The following is an 18,931-nucleotide window of genomic DNA, read 5'->3' on the forward strand; positions in this document are numbered from 1 at the left end:
ATAGCTTTGTCCGCGCAGACCATTGACTAAGACTCAGCTACTGGAAATTGCGCCCCTTGGGCATGACGCTGCTCGCCCTCCGCGACAGCTCCTCATGGTCGTTTGCGGCTGACGGCGTCTTTTTTTCCCGTTGCGTGAGAAAATTGCGCCCTGGCGGCTCCCGGCCATTTCGCCCGCCCGGACCGGCCGCGGCCAATTGGGCTTCCTCTGAGAGCTCGGCCAGCCAGTGGGAAAGATCCTCGATCTTCTCCGCCACAATATGGATGACGCCCGATTCCGATTGCAGCCGGCCGCTGACGCGGATGAAACGTGAACTCATGACGACCGCGCGGAACCGATCGAAAATCCTCGGCCAGACGATGATATTGGCGACCGCCTCTTCGTCCTCGAGCGTCAGGAAAATCGCATTCCCCGTGCCCGGCCGCTGCCGAACAAGCACAAGGCCGGCCACCGAAACCCGTCTGCCGTCGGCCACATCCTTGAGACGGGCATTGGGCGTTATGCCTGCTTTGTCGAGGGACCCGCGGAAGAAAGAAATCGGATGCGCCTTGAGCGACAGGCCGAGCGACCGGTAGTCGTGAATGACATGCTCGCCAAGAGGCATCACGGGCAGCCTTGTTTCGGGTTCGTTGTCGCGCAGGCGGATTTCGGGACGATCGAACAGCGGCAGCTTTTCGGCGGCGCTTTTCCCGTCGAGCGCGCGCACGGCCCACAGAGCGTCACGCCGATCAAGGCCGATCGAGCGGAATGCGTCGGCTTCGGCGAGCCGCTCGATCTCCCCCACATTGAGGCCGGACCGCAGCCAGACATCGCGCACCGAATCGTAGCCGAGTCCGCGCCTATCCACGAATTGCTCCATGCTCTCTTCCGATAGCCCTTTGACCTGCCGGAAACCGAGCCGGACCGCATGACGAGCCTTGATCACACCTCGCATTTCAGCGTGACGCGCGCCGATTCGCGAGGTATCGAAGGGAGCCTCCTCCAACGTACAATCCCAGCCGGAATGGTTGATGTCGACTGGCCTGATCTCGACGCCGTGCTCCTCGGCGTCGCGCACGAGCTGCGCCGGCCTGTAAAAACCCATGGGCTGGGAATTCAGGATCGCCGCACAGAAAACATCGGGAAAATAGGTCTTGAACCAGCAGGAGGCGTAGACCAGCAGCGCGAAGGACGCGGCATGGCTCTCTGGAAAGCCGTATTCGCCGAACCCCTCGATCTGCTTGAAACAGCGCTCGGCGAACTCCTGCGGATAACCGCGAGACACCATGCCCTTGATCATTCTTTCGCGATAATTGCCGATTGTTCCCGTGCGCTTGAACGTCGCCATGGCGCGCCGCAACTGATCGGCTTCGCCGGGCTCGAACCCGCCGGCGACGATTGCGATTTTCATCGCCTGTTCCTGAAACAAGGGCACGCCGAGCGTCTTGTGCAGTATCTGCCTAAGTTCCGGAGTGTGGTACTCGATGCCTTCCTTGCCCTGTCGCCGACGCAGATAGGGATGCACCATATCTCCCTGGATCGGGCCGGGTCGCACGATCGCCACCTCGATGACGAGATCGTAGAATTCACGCGGGCGAAGCCGCGGCAGCATCGACATCTGCGCGCGGGACTCGATCTGGAAAACGCCGATCGTATCGGCGCGGCAGATCATGTCGTAGACATTTTTGTCCTCGGTCGGGATGGTCGCCAATTCGACCGGCCGCCCGTGCGCGTCGCGGACATCATACCGGCGTTCGAGAATGTCGAAGGCACGGCGCAGGCATGACAGCATGCCGAGCGCCAGAATATCCACTTTCAGAATGCCGACGGCATCGAGGTCGTCCTTGTCCCATTCGACCATCTTGCGCTCGTCCATGGCCGTCTTCATGATCGGGACGATTTCGTCGAGGCGGTCTCTCGTGATGACGAAGCCGCCGACATGCTGCGACAGATGCCGCGGAAAACCCAGAATGTCATTCGCGCGGGCGATCACATGCCGGGTCCGCAGGTCGGACTTGTCGAGGCCGGCCGCCCTGGCTTCCTTCTCGCTGAGCTCTGAAGAGGACCAGCCCCATATCGAACCCGAAAGGGCTGACATGACGTCGTCGGACAGGCCGAGCGATTTCGAGACTTCCCTGAGCGCAGAACGGCCGCGATAGGTTACAACCGCTGCGGCCAGCGCCGTGCGCTTCTCGCTGTATTTCTTGTAGATGTACTCGATGACCTCATCACGTTTCTCGTGCTCGAAATCGACATCGATGTCGGGCGGCTCATTGCGCTCGACCGAAATGAATCGTTCAAAGAGATGGTCGATGATGTCTGGCCCAACATCGGTAATCCGAAGACAGAAGCAGATGACGGAATTGGCGGCGGAGCCCCGGCCCTGGCAGAGTATCTTCTGCGAGCGGGCGAATTTCATGATGTCGTGGACCGTAAGGAAATAGCGGGCGTAATTCAGCTTCGAGACGATGGCGAGTTCGTGCCGCAGCAGTTGTTCGATCCTTTCAGGCACGCCGTCCGGATAGCGGTCCCGGGCCCCTTCCCAGCTCAGCCGTTCGAGTTCCGCCTGTGGAGGAAGTCCGGATTCCGTCGGCTCGTCGGGATAATTGTGTTTCAACTCCGTCAGCGAAAACCTCAGCGTTTTCGCAAAACGCACCGTCTCGGCCAGCGCTTCAGGATAACGGCGGAAAAGACGCGCCATCTCTGCCGGCGGCTTCAGATAGCGTTCGGCATTGGCCTTCAATTCCAGACCGGCTTCGGCGACCGGAACATTCAGCCGGATAGCGGTCAGCACATCCTGAAGCGGGCGGCGCTCCGGCACATGATAGAGGATATCGTTGATCGCCATCAGCGGCAGGCGCGCCGCCGCCGCCATGTCGGCCGCCTGCTCGATGCGAAAGCGGTCATTGCCGCCATAATCCGGCGAGACGGCGAGCCATACCAATTTTCTGAAACGCTTTCGGAGCAGGTGCAGGAAATTCAGCTCAGCTGCCGTTTCTTTCGCAAGGTCGGGAATGACGGCAAGCGACATGCAATCCCCCCATTCGAGGAGATCGTCCCGATAGACGAGCGGCGCGCCCTTCTCGCTTTCATCGCGCATGTTGGCCTGGGTGAGCAGACGGCAAAGGTGCCCCCAGCCTTTCCTGTCCTGTGGATAGGTGAGCACATCCGGCGTGCCGTCGGCAAAAACGAGCCGGCAGCCAGGATGGTAAGGGAACTGGATGGAATCGGCGTTTTCCGAAAGTTTGATATGCTTGGATTGGCTCCAGGCGCGCACCACGCCGGCGACCGTATTGCGGTCCGCAAGACCCATTCCGGCATGACCGAGAAGACAGGCGGTAAGGACAAGCTCCTCTGGTTTGGAGGCGCCGCGCAAAAAGGAAAAATTCGATTGGACGGCAAATTCGATATAAGTGGGAGCGGCAGAAGCGTTCATGCGGAAAATCCCTGCATGTACCAGCGCGGCGGATTTGACCCCGGAACGCCGTAAAGCCCTTCCCGGTAAAGCCAGTAACGATGGCCGTTTGAATCCTCGACGCGAAAATAATCCCGGGTCTCGGCGTTATTTTCCTGCCGCCACCATTCCGGCGCGATGCGTTCGGGTCCTTCCGCGCGTGCGACCCGGTGCAGGGCGCGCCGCCAATGGAAATGCGGCGGCGCACCTTCCGGTACTTCGGTCATCGGAACGTGAATCGGCTCGGGGCGGATAAAGAGGCGGAGCGGGCGTTCAGGAAAAGAGTTGCAGGATGCCGGCAAATTTTTTCTGTCGGACCTGGAAGGCTCGACCCTCTTGGGTCTCATTTCGTCGAACGGAAGCAGCGATGCCGCCCGTTCGGGCAGATGGCTCTCGACGAGCATCGGTTTCAGCAGGGTGTTTCTGCCCAAGCGCGCCCGGACGCGATCGGCGAACAATGCGATATCCTCGTCATTGGATGCCGTTTCGCCGGTGAGATCGCCTTGCTCTGTTTCGAACAGCGTGGTGGAGAAGGCCGAGAGGCGGACGAGATCAAAACCATAGCCGACCTCGATGCTTGTTTCGAGCGCGGCAAGCCTTTCGTGAAAAAGCTTGCCGATGAGACGCGGCTCGCGAATGGGCATCGAGGCGCTGACCGCGACACGGCTGACGGCCCCATCCACCCGGAAAAGACAAAGCTCGAGCGTCCGGGCGCCTTCGCCGCGACGTTCAAGATCCCGCTTGAGACCCGCGGAAAGCATCAGCACAAGGCGCTCGATGTCCTCGATCAGCACTATGGGCTCGGCGAAATGCCGCTCTACCGAAAGCGACGCCACGGGCAGGCGCGGCGATATCGCTTCTTCGATCCTGCCCAGCGCCTGATCGAGCCGGACGAGCAGCACCGCGCCGAAGCGGCGGACAAGCGGAGCGCGGGACGCCGCCATTATCGATCCGACGCTCCTCAGGCCAACGCTCTCCAGACCGGCACGGACGCCGGGATCGAGACGCAGGGCTGAGAGCGGGAGCGGCTCCATAAAACGTTTCTCCTGCCCCTCGGGGAGAATGCCGCTGCCTGATGAAAACCGCGCCGCCGCCCAGGCGGCGCCTGCCGTAGAGGCGAGGCCGGCGCGGGCGTCGAAGCCTTGCTGGAAAAGCCGCGCCAAGAGATCGTCGAGCAGCGCCTTTTCGCCGCCGAAGAGATGTGCGCAGCCGGAGATGTCGAGAAAAAGCCCATCCACTCCGTCCAATGCCACCAGCGGCGTGTAGCGATCGCACCAGTCGGCCAGGCTTTCGAGCAGCCTCAGATCCGCCGCCGGCTCCGCCTCGATAATCTCAATCGAGGGATACATCGCGCGGGCATCCGCAATGCCCATCCCGCGTTTCAGCCGCGACGCCTCAGCCTGTTCATCCAAGGCGGCGATGCACTGGGAGTTCTTCTCCTGGCGGCTGATGACCAGCGGCGAGTTCTTCGGGCCGGAACGCCAGAACCGTCCCAGTCTTTTGCGCAATATGCGTTCCGTGCTGAGATACGGGAACCATAGGGACAGGATTCTCCGCCCGTCTTTCCTTGAAACTGTGCTCATGGGGGTTCCATTCCAACGTGAATTGCGTTGGCGGCGAGGTTCGGTTCTTGCTGATGGCGATTGTAAAGCCCGGGGGGCCGATCGAGCCGGCGAGCGGACCAGAGAAGGTGCGCCGCAGCCCGGAGGGCGCGGACGACACCACAAGCCGGACTGGCGCCGCTGTCGGCTCGGGCCGGGCGGCCTGGCGCAGCAGAAACACGGGGCGGCCTGCTTCCCGGGCGCGAAAATGCAGCCGCCGTGTCGTCGCAAGATCCAGATGTGAAGGGTTGCCGCGAATTTCGAGGAGGACCGCCGAGAACCCCTTCAGCCGTGCGGCTTCCTCGGCGATCCAAAGCGCGTCCGCAAGCTTCGGCGTCTGCGCAACCATGAGCTCGGCTGTATCGATATTGTATAAGGAGAGCATTCCAGGCGCGTAGGGGAAACCAGCCTCCCGGAAAACTTCCGAGGTTCCGATCCACAGCATCGGTGCTGCGACCGGGCCAAGAGAAACGGACATGACCGCCAGGGCAAAGCCGGCCGCGGCGGCGGCATCGCGTGTTGCCGGGCCGTGAACTTCCGTCAGCGCAGCCTCCGGCAGGCCGCCGCCGAGCGCTGCATCGAACCGTTCGGCGCCGGTGGCTAAAAAGCCCCGCTCCCGCCGGACAAGCCCGTGGCGGCGAAGCAGAGCCTCGCCGGTCGCATCTTCTTCAACCTCACCAAGATGCTCGGCAAGCCGCCCTTCGATCTTCGCGATTTTCCGGCGCAGGGCAAAAACGGTCTCCTGCGCCAAGGCGGATGTCGCCATGACGGTCTGCCTTCCCGGCTCTCTTGTTCCTGTTATGTTCCTATTGATTCCAGAGGCTGACTGGAGAGTCAAGCGAGTCGTGAGGAGAATTTATTCCTCAAGCATAGATATAGAAAGTATGGGCTAGCGCTGGAAGCCGCCGTTGCGCGGCCTGACGCATCGCTGGGTATCGGCAAATTTATCCATCACCCCGCAAAGCTCTCGAAAGCCGCCGGCCAAACGGCTATATGCCGTCAAAAGGAAAAAGAATGGCCCGCATCTACAAGACCCGCGCCTGGCACGACCAGCTTTCGCCGTCGATGGAGGAAATGGAGTTCCTGGCGCTCGAGGCTTACGCCCATCTGCCCGAGGATTTTCGCAAGCTGACCGGCGAAGTCATCATCCAGATCGCGGAATTTCCCACCGACGAGATCATGGACGATCTGTCGCTGGAGACGCCCTTCGACCTGCTCGGCCTGTTCGAGGGGCGCGGCATTGCCGAGCGATGGAACCCGCAGACCGGCGAGGGTCCCAACCGCGTGACGCTCTACCGCCGCGCCATCCTCGACTATTGGGCCGAGAACGAGGAGACGCTTGGCGACATCGTCACCCATGTGCTGATCCACGAAATCGGCCACCACTTTGGGCTCAGCGACGACGACATGGAAGCGCTGGAGGCCGCCGCAGACCAGGCGCAGACGTGATCGGCGCATCGACGCGTCGGGCGTTTCTGTTTTCAGTGGAGGCAACTATGCCCCACCCTGCCCTCTCCCCGTGATCCTTCGACAAGCTCAGGAGAGGAGTGCCGATCAATAATCGCTCAGTTTTATTCCCGGCTCGTAATCCACGCCGTCGACATCCTTCACCACCGCCTGCCCGCAGCGCATCGTCTTGGTCTCGGCATCGAAAGCATAGGTCGGCGAGCCGAACAGATGCCAGCCCTTGCTCACCGCATCGGTCACCTTATGGCAGAAGCTCGCATCGTCGGGTCCGGTGAGAAAGCGGTAGAGTTTCATTCGTTTGCTCCTTTGATCGCCGCTGCTTTCGCCAGCAGTTTTTCCGCCTGGATGAGATGAAGCCGTTCGACCATGCGGCCGTCCAGCGCTAGTACGTTTTTTCCGGCATTTTCCGGCAGTTCGAACGCCGCCACTATTTCAGCAGCCTCGGCCAGCGCCTCCGGCGACGGCGAAAACACGGCATTGGCCTGCTCTATCTGCGAGGGATGAATCAGTGTTTTGCCATTAAAGCCCATGGCCGCCGCCTCGCCGCACTCGCGGGAAAACGCCTCGGCGTCGCGGAAATCATTGGCGACGCCGTCCAGAATGTCGAGGCCGCCGGCGCGCGCCGCCAGAACCATCTGCATCAGCCAGGGCGTGAGGTAGCGCCGGTCAGCCGTAGGCAGTATGCCGGTTTCCTTGACCAGATCGTTGGTTCCGGCGACGAGGCAGGAAAGCCGCGCGGCCAGGTCGCGGCCGAGTTCGGCGATGGCCGCGATGTTGACGAGCGCGCGCGGCGTCTCGATCATCGCCCAGAGCCGCACGCTCTCGGCCGCATCTTTGTCGTCGAGCAAATCGCCGGGCTCCAGCACGTCGCGTGGCGTGTCGACCTTCGGAAGCAGGATGCCGTCGGGCGCGCAGGCGATGGCCGCCAGGAGATCGTCAGCTCCCCATTCGCCGGCCAGCGGATTGATGCGGATGACGATTTCGGGCGGGCCGGCGGGGCGGTTGGCGAATATCGCTTTCAGGCTCTCGCGGGCCAAGATCTTGTCTGCGGGCGCCACCGAATCCTCAAGGTCGAGGATGACCGCGTCGCAGGCGAGCGAGGGAATCTTTGCCACGGCCCGCGCGTTGGAGGCGGGGACATAAAGCACCGAACGGCGCGGTGAAAAATTCGGTTGCGGCATTTGGACTTCATGCCCGCCAATCTTGGCCCTTGCAAGTCCTTGCCCGGCAGTGCTTGAAGCGGGTTTCTTCATTACGGCTCGACATTCGAGGATAGCGCATGGCGCGGTATGATGTGGTGATCATCGGCGGGGCGATCGTCGGAAGCTCGATCGCCTATTATCTGCGCGAGGAGGGGTTTTCCGGCTCGATCGCGCTGGTGGAGCGTGATCCGCAGTTCACCCATTCGGCGACGACGCTGTCCTGCGCCTCGATAAGGCAGCAGTTTTCCATTCCCGAGAACATAAGGCTGTCGCAGTTCACGCTGGCGCTGTTCCGGCGGCTGGAGCAGGAATTCGGCGCGGACGCCGATATCGGCTTTCGCGAAGGCGGCTATCTGATTCTGGCGGGCGAAAACGGGCTGCCCATCCTCGAGCAGAACCACAGGGTGCAGATGGCCGAAGGCGCCGACATCGTGCTGGAGGATGCGGCTGCGTTGGAGCGGCGGTTTTCATGGCTCTCGACGGAGGGCATAACCGCCGGAGCATTTGGGCGAACGGGCGAGGGCTGGTTCGACGCGCATGCCATGCTGATGCTGTTTCGCAAGGCGCTGCGCGCGAAGAACATCGATTTTATCGGCCAGGCAGTGACCGGCATCGAGCGCCAAGGCGGGCGCGTGACAGCAGTCATGCTCGACAATTGCGACAGGCTGGAGGCGGGCACAGTCGTCAATGCGGCGGGGCCGTCGGCCGGCAAGGTAGCTGCGATGGCGGGGCTTGCGCTGCCGGTCGAGCCGCGCAAGCGCAGCGTCTTCGTTTTCGAGGCGATGGAAAAATTCGCCGACATGCCGCTGCTGGTCGATCCAAGCGGCATCTATGTCAGGCCGGAGGGCTCGGTCTACATCACCGGCGGCGCCGAGCCTGAAGAGCGCGACGGCCCCGCCGACCCGGCCGATTTCGACCCGGACTGGCCGCTTTTCGAGGAGGCGATCTGGCCGGTGCTGGCGACGCGTATCCCCGCCTTCGAAGCGATCAAGCCGACCCGCGCCTGGGCCGGCCACTACGACTACAACACGCTCGACCAGAACGCCGTGATCGGGCCACATCCGGAGGTGGGGAATTTTGTCTTCGCCAATGGGTTCTCCGGTCACGGCCTGCAGCAGGCGCCGGCGGTCGGCAAGGCGATCGCCGAACTCATCGTCCATGGCGGATACAGGACGATCGACTGCTCGGCCTTCGGCTATGCGCGGGTCGCCGAGGGCAGGCCTTTCCGCGAACTCAACGTGATCTGAGGCGGAGCGGCAAAAACGCCGCCCTTTGATTCGGCGCGCGATTTGTGTAGAGCGATGGCGAGGAATTTCCGGAACGATATTCAGGCCGAAAATCATGGAAAAATTCACAAAGCTCACCGGCGTCGCCGCGCCCTTGCCGATTGTCAATGTCGACACCGACATGATCATTCCCAAGGATTATCTGAAGACGATCAAGCGCACCGGGCTCGGCACCGGCCTGTTCGCCGAGATGCGCTACAATGATGACGGTTCGGAGAACCCGGATTTCGTGCTCAACAAACCGGCCTACCGCAAGGCGCAGATCCTGGTCGCCGGCGACAATTTCGGCTGCGGCTCGAGCCGCGAGCATGCGCCCTGGGCGCTGCTCGACTTCGGCATACGCTGCGTCATCTCGACCAACTTCGCTGACATTTTCTACAACAACTGCTTCAAGAACGGCATTTTGCCGATCACCGTCAGCCCCGATGATCTGGAAAAGCTGATGGACGACGCCTCGCGCGGCTCCAACGCCACGCTCTCCATCGACCTCGAGGCCAAAGAAATTCGCGGCCCTGATGGCGGCGTGGTGAAGTTCGACCTCGACGAGTTCAAGCGGCACTGCCTCTTGAACGGCCTCGACGATATCGGGCTTACGCTGGAAAAGGCCTCGTCGATCGACAGCTTCGAGAAGAAGAACGCCGAGAGCCGCCCCTGGGCATGACGCGAAAGCTCATCTCCACCGGCTCGCCCTTCGAGAAGACTGCCGGCTATTCGCGCGCCGTGGTGCAAGGCGACTGGTGTTTCGTTTCCGGAACGACCGGCTACGACTATGCGACCATGACGATGCCGGAGAGCGTCGAGGCGCAGGCCCGCAATTGCCTGGCGACGATTTCCAAGGCCCTGGAAGATGGCGGCTTCTCGTTGGAAGACGTGGTCCGCGCGCGTTACTACATCACCGACGCGGCGTTCGTGGATCTCGTGTTCCCCATACTCGGCGAGGCGTTCGGCGAGATCAGGCCGGCCGCGACGATGATCGTCTGCGGCCTGAACAAGCCCGAAATGAAGATCGAGATCGAAGTGACTGCGCTCAGGCGGAGAAGCTGATTTCTTAGACGAGCCGAAGGCCGAGATGTTTGGTCATCGGCGTGAAATCGCGATCTTGATGAAGAAGTGCGTGACCGTGCAAAATACAATACGTCGCGATTATCAGATCGATCGTTTTGCGCACGGTAACGCCATGCCCACGCAAGACCCGGAAGTTACGCGCTGTCTCAAATGCCACGTTGCGATTCAGCATTTCGACTGTCGGGAATTGGCCCAATTGGCTTTTTAGGAGATTGGCGTGGCGCTCATCTCGGGCACCCTGCAAAACCTCTAAAAGAATCAGGTCTCCTAACAGGACTCTCTGTTGGACGACAGCGGCTCTGAAGGCCCGGACGGAACCGGAATCCTGACCGCGCAGCTCCGCGATCAATACCGAGCTGTCGACGATCATGAGGCCTCGTCGAAGAATCGGCCTTCACGCATTTCGTCGAGATCGCCAATCCACCCGGTCCCTCGAATCGCGTCGAGCGCCTGGAGTTGCTTGTTTGCGCGAACCATGCGCTGCAAAGCTTCTTCAACCGTAGCTTTCTTGCTTGACTTGCCGGCGATCTTCATGGCTTCGGCCAGCAGCTTATCGTCAATGTCGATATTGGTGCGCATGGCAGCCTCGATGTGTATCTCTTGAACAAAAGATACACATTTAAGCGCAAGCCATCAAGTGTGCTGTGACCCGGCCCGGCATTCTCCTTGCGTCCGAACGGCTCTGCCGCTAGCAAAGCCGCGATCCTTTTGCATTCAGGAGACGTCAATCCATGGCATCGCGCAAACTCCTCCTTCTCCCCGGCGACGGCATCGGCCCCGAAGCGATGGCGGAGGTGCGAAAACTGATTGCGGCGATAAACGAGAATTTCGGCTCGGGCTTCGAGACCGAGGAAGGGCTGGTCGGGGGCTCGGCCTATGACGCGCATGGCGCGGCGATTTCGGATGCCGACATGACCAAGGCGATGGCCGCCGACGCCGTGCTGTTCGGTGCGGTGGGTGGCCCGAAATGGGATGCCGTTCCTTACGACGTTCGCCCCGAAGCCGGTCTTTTGCGCCTGCGCAAGGACATGCAGCTTTTCGCAAATCTTCGCCCTGCCATCTGCTATCCGGCGCTGGCGGCATCTTCTTCGCTGAAGCCTGAAGTGGTCGAGGGCCTCGACATACTGATCGTGCGCGAACTGACCGGTGGCGTCTATTTCGGCGAACCGAAGGAAATCATCGACCTCGGAAACGGCCAGAAGCGCGGCATCGACACGCAGGTCTACGACACGTTCGAGATCGAGCGCATCGCCGGCGTCGCCTTCGAACTGGCACGGACACGGCAGAACCGCGTCACCTCGATGGAAAAGCGCAACGTCATGAAATCGGGCGTGCTGTGGAACGAGGTGGTGACGCAGGCGCACAAGGCGAAATATTCGGACGTAAAACTCGACCACATGCTGGCCGACGCCGGCGGCATGCAGCTTGTCCGCTGGCCGAAGCAGTTCGACGTGATCGTCACCGACAATCTGTTCGGCGACATGCTGTCGGACGTGGCGGCGATGCTGACGGGCTCGCTCGGCATGTTGCCGTCGGCCTCGCTCGGCGCGCCGGACGCAATAACGGGCAAGCGCAAGGCGCTCTACGAGCCGGTGCATGGCTCGGCGCCGGACATTGCCGGCCAGGGCATCGCCAACCCGATCGCGATGATCGCGTCGTTCGCGATGTGCCTGCGCTACTCGTTCAACATGGCGGCGGAAGCTGACCGGCTGGAAGCGGCGATCTCAGCCGTACTCAACGAGGGACTGCGCACGAAGGACATTCTTTCGGCCGGAATGACGGAGGTCGGCACCGCTCAGATGGGTGACGCCATCATTTCGAAGTTTCTGGCGCTTTCGGCATGAATTCGCGCTGACCACTTCACAGAAAAGCGATCCAGCGCCCGGCGAGCAGCGCCGCGATCCAGATCGTCAATGACAGAAGCGCCCCGGCCCTGAGGCCGGGGCTGGCAATGCCGCTCTCCAATACCTTTCGCCATCCGGCGCTGAAGCGGATAATGATCGCGTTGATCGTGCCCAGCGCCACCAGCGAAATCTTGGTCAGAAAAGCCGTATTGGCTGCGTATTCCAGCGGCTGGACCGAAAACAGCAGGAAACCGGTTGCGACCGCGAGCACCAGGCCACCTGCCGAAATCGCCGTCATCACCCTGAGGAACGGACCCGCTGGAAGGCTGGGGAACAGCCCGAGGATCCGGAGATCCGCAGGCAGGATCGTGCCGATCAGGAGCGTCAGCGCGAAGATGTGCGTCGCATTGAGGAGCGGATATGCATAGATCGAGCGGCGGATGAGCGCCGCGACTTCCCAGTTGTGCAGCGCATGCAGCCACTCCACCAGCATGCCGGTCAGGCGCCCGGCACGCGGTTCGGATAGACGTCGAATGTGTTGCCGTTGATGATAACGCGCGCTGCTTTCATGCTCCGTTGGGCATGATCGCGCGAGCGGAAGCCGATGCAGGTCACCGTATCACCTGTTTTTGCGGCGCTCTCGTCGAAACCGGCGCGGGTGGTCGGCGCCAGCGGCGCCAGGTCGACGTGCCACAACCCATCCTCGGCATGTACTTTCAGCGTCACATGCGGATTGCCGATATAGATGTCTTCAATGACGCCGGTCAGTTCGAACGGTTCGTCTTCGGTCCACGCCCATCCATGGTGGGCAAGCGCCGGCGTGATCGCCGTCAAACACAGCAAGGCGGCGAGAAGCGTCCGCCGGCAAATATTCGTGTCGGCACGGTCCATCATGGCATCCGTTCCTTCCTTGTCTGTCCATCAAGGGTATGGCCGGGCGGCGGATGGTCAAGTCACAAGCTGCTGATCGCGCCTTACATTGACTCTTTTCCCGAACCGGGTAAAAGGCAGCCGCGAACAGGATTTCCATGATGCGCGGCCTCTTGATGGCGCTTTTTGCATTCGACTTTCCCGGCCACGATTGCGATCGTGCCGGACGCGAACGCGCATCCTTCCGTTCCACCAAAACCACGGCCAAAGCGACCACCAAAACGGTCTGATCTCCCTTGGCCTGCTCACCCTCTCCCGGGCTCGGCCCGGGGGATGGAACCTGCTCCGGCCGGCGGGTTTTCTCCAGAAGCGAGCGGAGAGGGACAGGAGAACTAACATGGGTTTCAAGGTTGCGATCGTCGGCGCCACGGGCAATGTGGGCCGGGAAATGCTCAATATTCTCGAGGAGCGCGGCTTTCCCGTCGACGAGGTCGTGGCGCTTGCGTCGCGCCGCTCGCTCGGCACCGAAGTGTCGTTCGGCGACCGCACGCTGAAGGTCAAGGTGCTCGACACCTACGACTTTTCCGATACCGATCTCTGCATCATGTCTGCGGGCGGCAACGTCTCGAAGGAGTGGTCGCCCAAGATCGGAAAGCAGGGCTGCGTCGTCATCGATAATTCCTCGGCCTTCCGCTACGACCAGGATGTGCCGCTGATCGTGCCGGAGGTCAATCCGGACGCCATCTCGCTTTTCACGCGGAAAAACATCATCGCCAATCCGAACTGCTCGACGGCCCAGCTCGTCGTGGCGCTGAAGCCGCTGCATGACCATGCCAGGATCAAGCGCGTTGTGGTGGCGACCTACCAGTCGGTTTCGGGCGCCGGCAAGGAAGGCATGGACGAACTGTTCACCCAGACGCGTGCGGTGTTCGTGGCCGACCCGGTCGAGGCCAAGAAGTTCACCAAGCGCATCGCCTTCAACGTCATCCCGCATATCGACGTGTTCATGGATGACGGTTTCACCAAGGAAGAGTGGAAGATGGTCGCCGAGACCAAGAAGATGCTCGACCCGAAGATCAAGCTGACCGCGACCTGCGTGCGCGTGCCGGTGTTCATCGGCCACTCGGAAGCCGTCAACATCGAGTTCGAGAATCCGATCACCGCCGACGAGGCGCGGGAAATACTGCGCGACGCGCCGGGCTGCCTGGTCGTCGACAAGCAGGAAGACGGCGGTTACGCGACGCCGATCGATTCGGCCGGCGAGGACGCGACCTACATCTCCCGCATCCGCGAGGATTCGACGGTCGACAACGGGCTTTCGATGTGGATCGTGTCCGACAACCTGCGCAAGGGCGCGGCGCTCAATGCGGTGCAGATCGCCGAGCTGCTGGTCGAACGCGGGCTGATCACGCCGAAGAAGAAGGCGGCCTGATTGCCATCCGCCGATGTGGCGCTGCGTCCGGCCACCGGGTCGGACGCTCGCGACATCGCACGGATCATGCGGGCGGCGCTCGGATCGTTCGCGTGGATGCCGACGGTGCACACGCCGGACGAGGATCTGGCCTTCATCAGCGGGACCGTTCTGCCGCTGCAACGCGTGACGGTCGCCGAAGCCGGCGAGGGCATCGTCGGCTTCATTGCCGTCCATGGCGAATGGGTGGAGCAGCTTTACATCGACCCCGCCTGGACCGGTCGCGGCATCGGCAGCCGGCTTCTCGAACAGGCAACCGCCGGCATGACGGAAGTGAAACTGCACTGTTTCCAAGCCAATTCCGGTGCGCGACGTTTTTATGAACGACACGGATTCACGGCCGCAAAGTTCGGCGACGGCTCAGGAAATGAAGAGAAGCTTCCCGATATCGAGTATCTGAGGCGGCGCTGACGCGCGCTTCGCGCTTGTGCCGCAGGGTCCCGCAGGCACCTGCCGGAACCGTCAGGGGCTGGCCCAAACCCCGTGGTTCGACAGGCTCACCATGAGGGGGTTTGGGCTCGCCGCGCCATGTTCTTAAACACCGAAGACGAATCGGGGCATCAGTAGCCCTCATGGTGAGCTTGTCGAACCACGAGGGCGCTTGGCACGCTTCATTCCCGGCGTGAGCGGGGAGCGCGGGCAGGTTCGGCGTCCGGATCGACGGTGCGCGCCTCCGAAGGCAGCATTACCGGTATGCCGTCGCGCACGGGATAGGCGAGCTTGGCCAGCCGCGAATAGAGCTCGGATTTCTCCTCATCCCAGACCAGCGGCCCCTTGGTCAGCGGGCACGCGAGCAGCTCCAGCAGCTTGGCGTCGATTTTCGGCTTTTCTTCCTTACGCATCCACTTCCCCCGGTCGGCGTGGCTATTGCAGGCTGGAGCCGAACTCGTCGTCTTCGCGCGCCAGCGCCATTTCGGTGATCGCGATCAGCGTATCGGCGCGCGTCTTCAAGTCCGGCGCCTCGAGCAGCGCTTGCTTTTCGGCCGCGCCGTAAGGCGCCATCATCGACAGCGCGTTCACCAGCATGGCGTTTTCGGCGCGGCTGACGCTGTCCCAGTCGGCTTCCAGATCGTTGGCCTGCAGATAGGCGCGGAAGGCCTTGAGGAGCGCCGGCCGGTTGACGTCCCCGGCGGTCGGGTCCTCCTTCAGATCGGCCAGGAAGGGCGTTATGCGGCACTGCCTGAACGGCGTCTTCACAGCCATCTCCTCGGCGATCCGGTAGCGGCAGACGCCCTGCAGCGAAATCAGATAGCGTCCGTCGCCGGTCTCGGCGAGCGACGTGACTCGGCCGAGGCATCCGACCTCGCAAATCTCCGGTTCGCCATCGTCGCGCATCGACCCGTCGAGGGCCGGCTGCACCATGCCGATAAGCCGCGTTCCCGACATGACCTCGTCGACCATCTGCAGATAACGCGGCTCGAAGATGTTGAGCGGCATGCGCCCTCCCGGCAGCAGCAGTGCGCCGGACAGCGGGAACACCGCGACTACGGTAGGCAGATCGGATGGGAGCCGGTAATGGGCGTTTCCCGCCTGCATCTCATTCTCCGTTCCGGCGATAGCCCTGAATTTGGAGTATCTGCCGGAATCCGCAAGTCAATTAAGTCCTTCGAACGGAACAGCCGAAGCGTGCTCCATTCAAAACGGGTAAGCCGCTACGAAAACAGCAGCGACGACAGCTTGCGCCGCGAAGCCAGCGTCACTTCGTCGGTCAGGCCCCAGGCTTCGAAGAACTGCAGAAGCTGGGCGCGTGCGCCGTCATCCTTCCACGTCCGGTCGGCCTTGACGATGGCCAGCAGATTGTCGGCGGCCTCCTGGCGCTGGCCCAGCGCGTTCTGGATCATGGCGAGGTCGAAGCGCGCCTGATGATCGTTCGGATCGGCTACGAGGCGGCGCTCCAGTTCGCCCGGATCGCCGAGCGCGGCGGCCTGTTCGGCGAGAGCGAGCTTGGCGCGGATGGCGGCGAGCGCCGGGGCATTCTTCTTGTCTTCCGGCGCGCGCGCCAGAACTTCCTGCGCAGCCGCGCTGTCTCCGGCCTGGAACAGAATGTCGGCAAGGCCGGCGATCGCGTCGACATTGTCGGGAGCCTGCGCCAGAACCGCGTCGTAGATCTGCGCCGCACCCTGCAGGTCGCCCGCCTCGCGGGCTTCCGCCGCCGCGGCCAGCGCGTCGGCAACCTCCGCCTGGCCGCCGCCCTTGCCGGCGACCTTTTCGATGAAATCGCGGATCTGGCTTTCAGGGATGGCGCCCATGAAGCCGTCGACCGGCTGCCCATCCTTGAAGGCGATAACGGCCGGGATCGACTGGATGCCGAGCTGGCCGGCAATAGCCGGGTGCTCGTCGATGTTCATCTTGACCAGCTTGACCCGGCCGCCGGCGGCCTGCACCACTTTTTCGAGGGCCGGCGCGAGCTGCTTGCACGGGCCGCACCAAGGCGCCCAGAAGTCGACCAGCACCGGCTGTCGGCGCGATTCCTGGATCACGTCGGCGGCGAAGCTCTTGGTAGAGACGTCCTTGACTACGAAGGGTTCAGCCACCAGCGGCGTTCCAGTCGCCGGACCGGGCGCGGGCTCGCGCGGCGGCTGGCCGTTGCCGTATTGCACGCTGGTGGAATACTGGCTTCCCATCCCGCCGAACGGATTGTCCTTGGTGTTCATTGCTGCCCTTTCGGTCGCTGCCGGCCCGCCGTTGCGGCGCTGCCACCATTGCCGGCGGCCCTGCGCCACCATGTGGCATTCATGCCGATACTTTCAAGATATGAGCCTCGTGTCCGGTCGCCTCTACGAAGGCCAGAAGGTCGCCGCCGGCGATCGAGGTGGTCGCCTCGTTAGTGAGGGGATGCGCGTTGACGATCTCTTCCCGCATCAGCGCCTCGTCAATGACAAACTTCACCCGGCCGGCCGTGTCGTTGATCAGGCCGAAGGCGGTGACCGCGCCGGGTGTAACGCCCAAATATTCCATCAGCGGCTCCGGCTTGCCGAAGGAAACCCGGCCGGCCGCGCCGATGACGTGGTGGATCTGCTTCAAATCCACTTCCGCCTCTTCGCCTACGGTGACCAGGAAAAAATTGTCCTTCTTGTCCTTGAGGAACAGGTTCTTGGTATGCCCGCCGGGAATCTCACCGCGGAGCGCCTGCGAATCGGCGACCGTGAACAGCGGCGGATGCGACTTTGTCCGGACCGAAATACCGAGACCGTCGAGATAGGCGAAAAGGTCTTCGGGCGATTTCGGCATGGCAGCAGATTCCGGAGCGAACGCGGGTCGGCACCGGTTTATGACCAAAGCCGGCCGCAAGACAAGACCGGAAGTGGCGAGCGCAGCCGAAGCCGAGGACGGGCAAAATCGTCGCACGAAGACCCGCCATTTCCCTGTTGCAATCGGCTCGCTCTTCGGCCATATAGGCGCGGCTTGCGGCCGACGCCGTGCGAGCGGGTGTAGCTCAGGGGTAGAGCACAACCTTGCCAAGGTTGGGGTCGAGCGTTCGAATCGCTTCACCCGCTCCAGTTTCTTCCAGGAAATCAAGCAACCGAAAAGCCGCGGAATTCCGCGGCTTTTTCGTTTTGGAACCAATGTAAATCGCGACCGGCCGAGAGGTGTTCGGCTTTAGGTATGCCCGCTTCCTGCTCGTTGTGCGCGCTTTCGTCGACCTGGCGAGGCCCATCACAGTCAGATGTCGACTGTCACAAAAAGTTCATAAAAGTTTCACAAAAGGCCGTGCCGGTGTGGAGCTTTTTCGGTACTCAATAGTTCTCGCCGGATGGCTCACCGCCGAACAGATTTTGACCTGGCTCTAAGCGCGACCCTTCTCGCGGTAGCGTTTGCCCTTTTTGTGCTGGTCGTTTGGTTCGATGTCGAGATGGTATTGCCGAGAGGGTGACATGGCTGCTTTCGTCGAAAAGTCTTCGCTGCCGGAAGCGCGATCTTTCGAAACATGGAAAGCCGGGCTTGCGATCGTCGCGGGACTTTCCTTGTTGCTTCTTTGCGCCAGCATCGGCCAGGACCTGACGTTATACGTTGGGTCGAATCCGGACTTGTCGGCCAAGGTTTGGCTTCTCGATGTGGATGTGGAACAAAGCGCATTCACCTGGATCTCGGTCTTGTCGCTCTTTTTTGCGGCAGGCCTTCTTTTCGTCGCCGCAGCCGACGCGTCCTCGCGCCGCGACCCCTTCAAATGGCATTGGTATTTTCTGGCTCTGCTTTTTCTGCTGCTTTCTTTCGACGAATTCTGTGGCATCCACGAAAAAGTCTCTTCCGCATTGGGTTCCCGGATGAACAATTCGGGGCTTTTGTATTTTGCCTGGGCGGCTCCAGCCGGTGTCCTCAGCCTGGCCGGTTTGATCGCCTACATGCCCTTTATTCGTGCGCTCCCGCCCAAGATCGGCATGTTGTTTCTTTTATCGGCAGCGCTCTTTCTGAGCGGCGCCGTCATCCTCGAAATGTTCGGAGGCAGCGTTGCGGAAGCGGAAAGCGTAGAGTCGGTCCGCTACCGGATCCTCACCAACATGGAAGAAGGGCTCGAACTCGCCGGCATACTAGCCTTCATCTATGGGCTTCTGCGGTATCGCGAAGGCCATTTCCGATCCCGCCGCCACACCTTCTGATCGCATTGCTCGGCGGGCCCAGGCTGCCTTGCTGACAATAGCCTGGTCCTGGCATTCGGCGAATTCCGCGGTTTTTTTTGCGTCTGCCCGCGAC

21 protein-coding genes and 1 tRNA gene are annotated in these 18,931 nt (G+C 61.8%); 9 read left to right on the top strand and 13 right to left on the bottom strand.

All coding sequences use genetic code 11. The features are described from left to right. Positions 1–37: 37 nt before the first annotated feature. Genes G6N73_RS01790 through G6N73_RS01800 form a run of 3 tightly spaced genes read right to left on the bottom strand, consistent with a single transcriptional unit; the run spans position 38 to position 5,800 of the window. Complete coding sequence (locus G6N73_RS01790; protein WP_165022423.1) at positions 38–3,415, bottom strand: error-prone DNA polymerase; 3,378 nt, start codon at positions 3,413–3,415, stop codon at positions 38–40. Then, positions 3,412–4,845, bottom strand: coding sequence for a DNA polymerase Y family protein (locus G6N73_RS01795; RefSeq protein ID WP_246251573.1), 1,434 nt, complete (start codon positions 4,843–4,845; stop codon positions 3,412–3,414). Before G6N73_RS01795 ends, G6N73_RS01790 begins: the two co-directional genes overlap by 4 nt. Beyond that, positions 4,838–5,800, bottom strand: a complete 963-nt coding sequence (locus G6N73_RS01800; RefSeq protein WP_165022426.1) for an ImuA family protein — start codon at positions 5,798–5,800, stop codon at positions 4,838–4,840. Before G6N73_RS01800 ends, G6N73_RS01795 begins: the two co-directional genes overlap by 8 nt. Positions 5,801–6,048: 248 nt before the next feature. Here G6N73_RS01800 and G6N73_RS01805 point away from each other — a divergent pair, with 248 nt between their 5' ends. Then, positions 6,049–6,483, top strand: coding sequence for a metallopeptidase family protein (locus G6N73_RS01805; protein WP_165022429.1), 435 nt, complete (start codon positions 6,049–6,051; stop codon positions 6,481–6,483). 105 nt (positions 6,484–6,588) lie between these two features. Here the strand turns inward: G6N73_RS01805 and G6N73_RS01810 are convergent, their stop codons facing one another. Together G6N73_RS01810 and G6N73_RS01815 are read right to left on the bottom strand one after the other, a co-directional pair. After that, positions 6,589–6,795, bottom strand: a complete 207-nt coding sequence (locus G6N73_RS01810; protein WP_165022432.1) for a DUF1737 domain-containing protein — start codon at positions 6,793–6,795, stop codon at positions 6,589–6,591. Next, on the bottom strand, positions 6,792–7,682 hold the full coding sequence (locus G6N73_RS01815) for an HpcH/HpaI aldolase/citrate lyase family protein (RefSeq protein ID WP_165022435.1): 891 nt from the start codon (positions 7,680–7,682) through the stop codon (positions 6,792–6,794). The genes G6N73_RS01810 and G6N73_RS01815 overlap by 4 nt, the downstream gene beginning before the upstream one ends. 98 nt (positions 7,683–7,780) lie before the next feature. On the opposite strand from G6N73_RS01815, the gene G6N73_RS01820 reads away from it, so the two are divergent. From G6N73_RS01820 to G6N73_RS01830, 3 genes are all read left to right on the top strand, one after another. Continuing rightward, positions 7,781–8,950 carry an NAD(P)/FAD-dependent oxidoreductase gene (locus G6N73_RS01820; RefSeq protein WP_165022438.1) on the top strand — a complete coding sequence of 390 codons (1,170 nt, stop codon included), beginning with the start codon at positions 7,781–7,783 and terminating at the stop codon, positions 8,948–8,950. 94 nt (positions 8,951–9,044) lie between these two features. Next, positions 9,045–9,650 (top strand): 3-isopropylmalate dehydratase small subunit, encoded by a 606-nt coding sequence (leuD, locus tag G6N73_RS01825; RefSeq protein WP_165022441.1) that lies wholly within the window; start codon positions 9,045–9,047, stop codon positions 9,648–9,650. Next, positions 9,647–10,033 (top strand): RidA family protein, encoded by a 387-nt coding sequence (locus G6N73_RS01830; protein WP_165022444.1) that lies wholly within the window; start codon positions 9,647–9,649, stop codon positions 10,031–10,033. Before leuD ends, G6N73_RS01830 begins: the two co-directional genes overlap by 4 nt. Positions 10,034–10,037: 4 nt before the next feature. Here G6N73_RS01830 and vapC read toward each other — a convergent pair whose 3' ends face one another. After that, positions 10,038–10,424: a type II toxin-antitoxin system VapC family toxin gene (gene vapC / locus G6N73_RS01835; protein ID WP_165022447.1), complete on the bottom strand. Its 387-nt coding sequence runs from the start codon at positions 10,422–10,424 to the stop codon at positions 10,038–10,040. Further along, positions 10,421–10,633: a type II toxin-antitoxin system VapB family antitoxin gene (locus G6N73_RS01840; protein WP_165022450.1), complete on the bottom strand. Its 213-nt coding sequence runs from the start codon at positions 10,631–10,633 to the stop codon at positions 10,421–10,423. The genes vapC and G6N73_RS01840 overlap by 4 nt, the downstream gene beginning before the upstream one ends. Positions 10,634–10,785: 152 nt before the next feature. Here G6N73_RS01840 and leuB point away from each other — a divergent pair, with 152 nt between their 5' ends. Then, positions 10,786–11,898, top strand: coding sequence for a 3-isopropylmalate dehydrogenase (gene leuB, locus G6N73_RS01845; RefSeq protein ID WP_165022453.1), 1,113 nt, complete (start codon positions 10,786–10,788; stop codon positions 11,896–11,898). Between the two features lie 16 nt (positions 11,899–11,914). Here the strand turns inward: leuB and G6N73_RS01850 are convergent, their stop codons facing one another. Further along, positions 11,915–12,391 (bottom strand): DUF2214 domain-containing protein, encoded by a 477-nt coding sequence (locus G6N73_RS01850; protein ID WP_165022456.1) that lies wholly within the window; start codon positions 12,389–12,391, stop codon positions 11,915–11,917. Positions 12,392–12,396: 5 nt separating this feature from the next. Further along, positions 12,397–12,789 carry a DUF6152 family protein gene (locus tag G6N73_RS01855; protein WP_165022460.1) on the bottom strand — a complete coding sequence of 131 codons (393 nt, stop codon included), beginning with the start codon at positions 12,787–12,789 and terminating at the stop codon, positions 12,397–12,399. A 376-nt stretch (positions 12,790–13,165) separates the two neighbouring features. Here G6N73_RS01855 and G6N73_RS01860 point away from each other — a divergent pair, with 376 nt between their 5' ends. Further along, the gene (locus G6N73_RS01860) at positions 13,166–14,200 is read left to right on the top strand and encodes an aspartate-semialdehyde dehydrogenase (RefSeq protein WP_165022463.1); all 1,035 of its coding nucleotides are present in this window, start codon (positions 13,166–13,168) and stop codon (positions 14,198–14,200) included. Positions 14,201–14,215: 15 nt separating this feature from the next. Further along, positions 14,216–14,650 carry a GNAT family N-acetyltransferase gene (locus G6N73_RS01865; protein ID WP_343044534.1) on the top strand — a complete coding sequence of 145 codons (435 nt, stop codon included), beginning with the start codon at positions 14,216–14,218 and terminating at the stop codon, positions 14,648–14,650. Between the two features lie 200 nt (positions 14,651–14,850). Here the strand turns inward: G6N73_RS01865 and G6N73_RS01870 are convergent, their stop codons facing one another. The 4 genes from G6N73_RS01870 to G6N73_RS01885 form a co-directional block, all read right to left on the bottom strand. Beyond that, a complete protein-coding gene (locus tag G6N73_RS01870; RefSeq protein WP_165022469.1) occupies positions 14,851–15,081 on the bottom strand; it encodes a Trm112 family protein in 231 nt (76 codons plus the stop codon). 22 nt (positions 15,082–15,103) lie between these two features. Continuing rightward, entirely contained in the window at positions 15,104–15,775 is a 672-nt protein-coding gene (locus G6N73_RS01875) for an LON peptidase substrate-binding domain-containing protein (RefSeq protein ID WP_165022472.1), read from the bottom strand. Positions 15,776–15,891: 116 nt separating this feature from the next. Further along, positions 15,892–16,893, bottom strand: coding sequence for a thioredoxin (gene trxA, locus G6N73_RS01880; RefSeq protein ID WP_165022794.1), 1,002 nt, complete (start codon positions 16,891–16,893; stop codon positions 15,892–15,894). Between the two features lie 79 nt (positions 16,894–16,972). Next, a complete protein-coding gene (locus G6N73_RS01885; protein ID WP_165022475.1) occupies positions 16,973–17,470 on the bottom strand; it encodes a prolyl-tRNA synthetase associated domain-containing protein in 498 nt (165 codons plus the stop codon). Between the two features lie 194 nt (positions 17,471–17,664). Here G6N73_RS01885 and G6N73_RS01890 point away from each other — a divergent pair. Continuing rightward, a tRNA-Gly gene (locus G6N73_RS01890) sits at positions 17,665–17,739 on the top strand. Between the two features lie 375 nt (positions 17,740–18,114). Then, positions 18,115–18,837 carry a hypothetical protein gene (locus G6N73_RS01895; protein ID WP_165022478.1) on the top strand — a complete coding sequence of 241 codons (723 nt, stop codon included), beginning with the start codon at positions 18,115–18,117 and terminating at the stop codon, positions 18,835–18,837. The last annotated feature ends 94 nt before the right edge of the window (positions 18,838–18,931 follow it).

This window comes from Allomesorhizobium camelthorni (genome assembly GCF_011045125.1).
In the GTDB taxonomy this organism is placed as follows: Bacteria; Pseudomonadota; Alphaproteobacteria; order Rhizobiales; family Rhizobiaceae; genus Allomesorhizobium; species Allomesorhizobium camelthorni.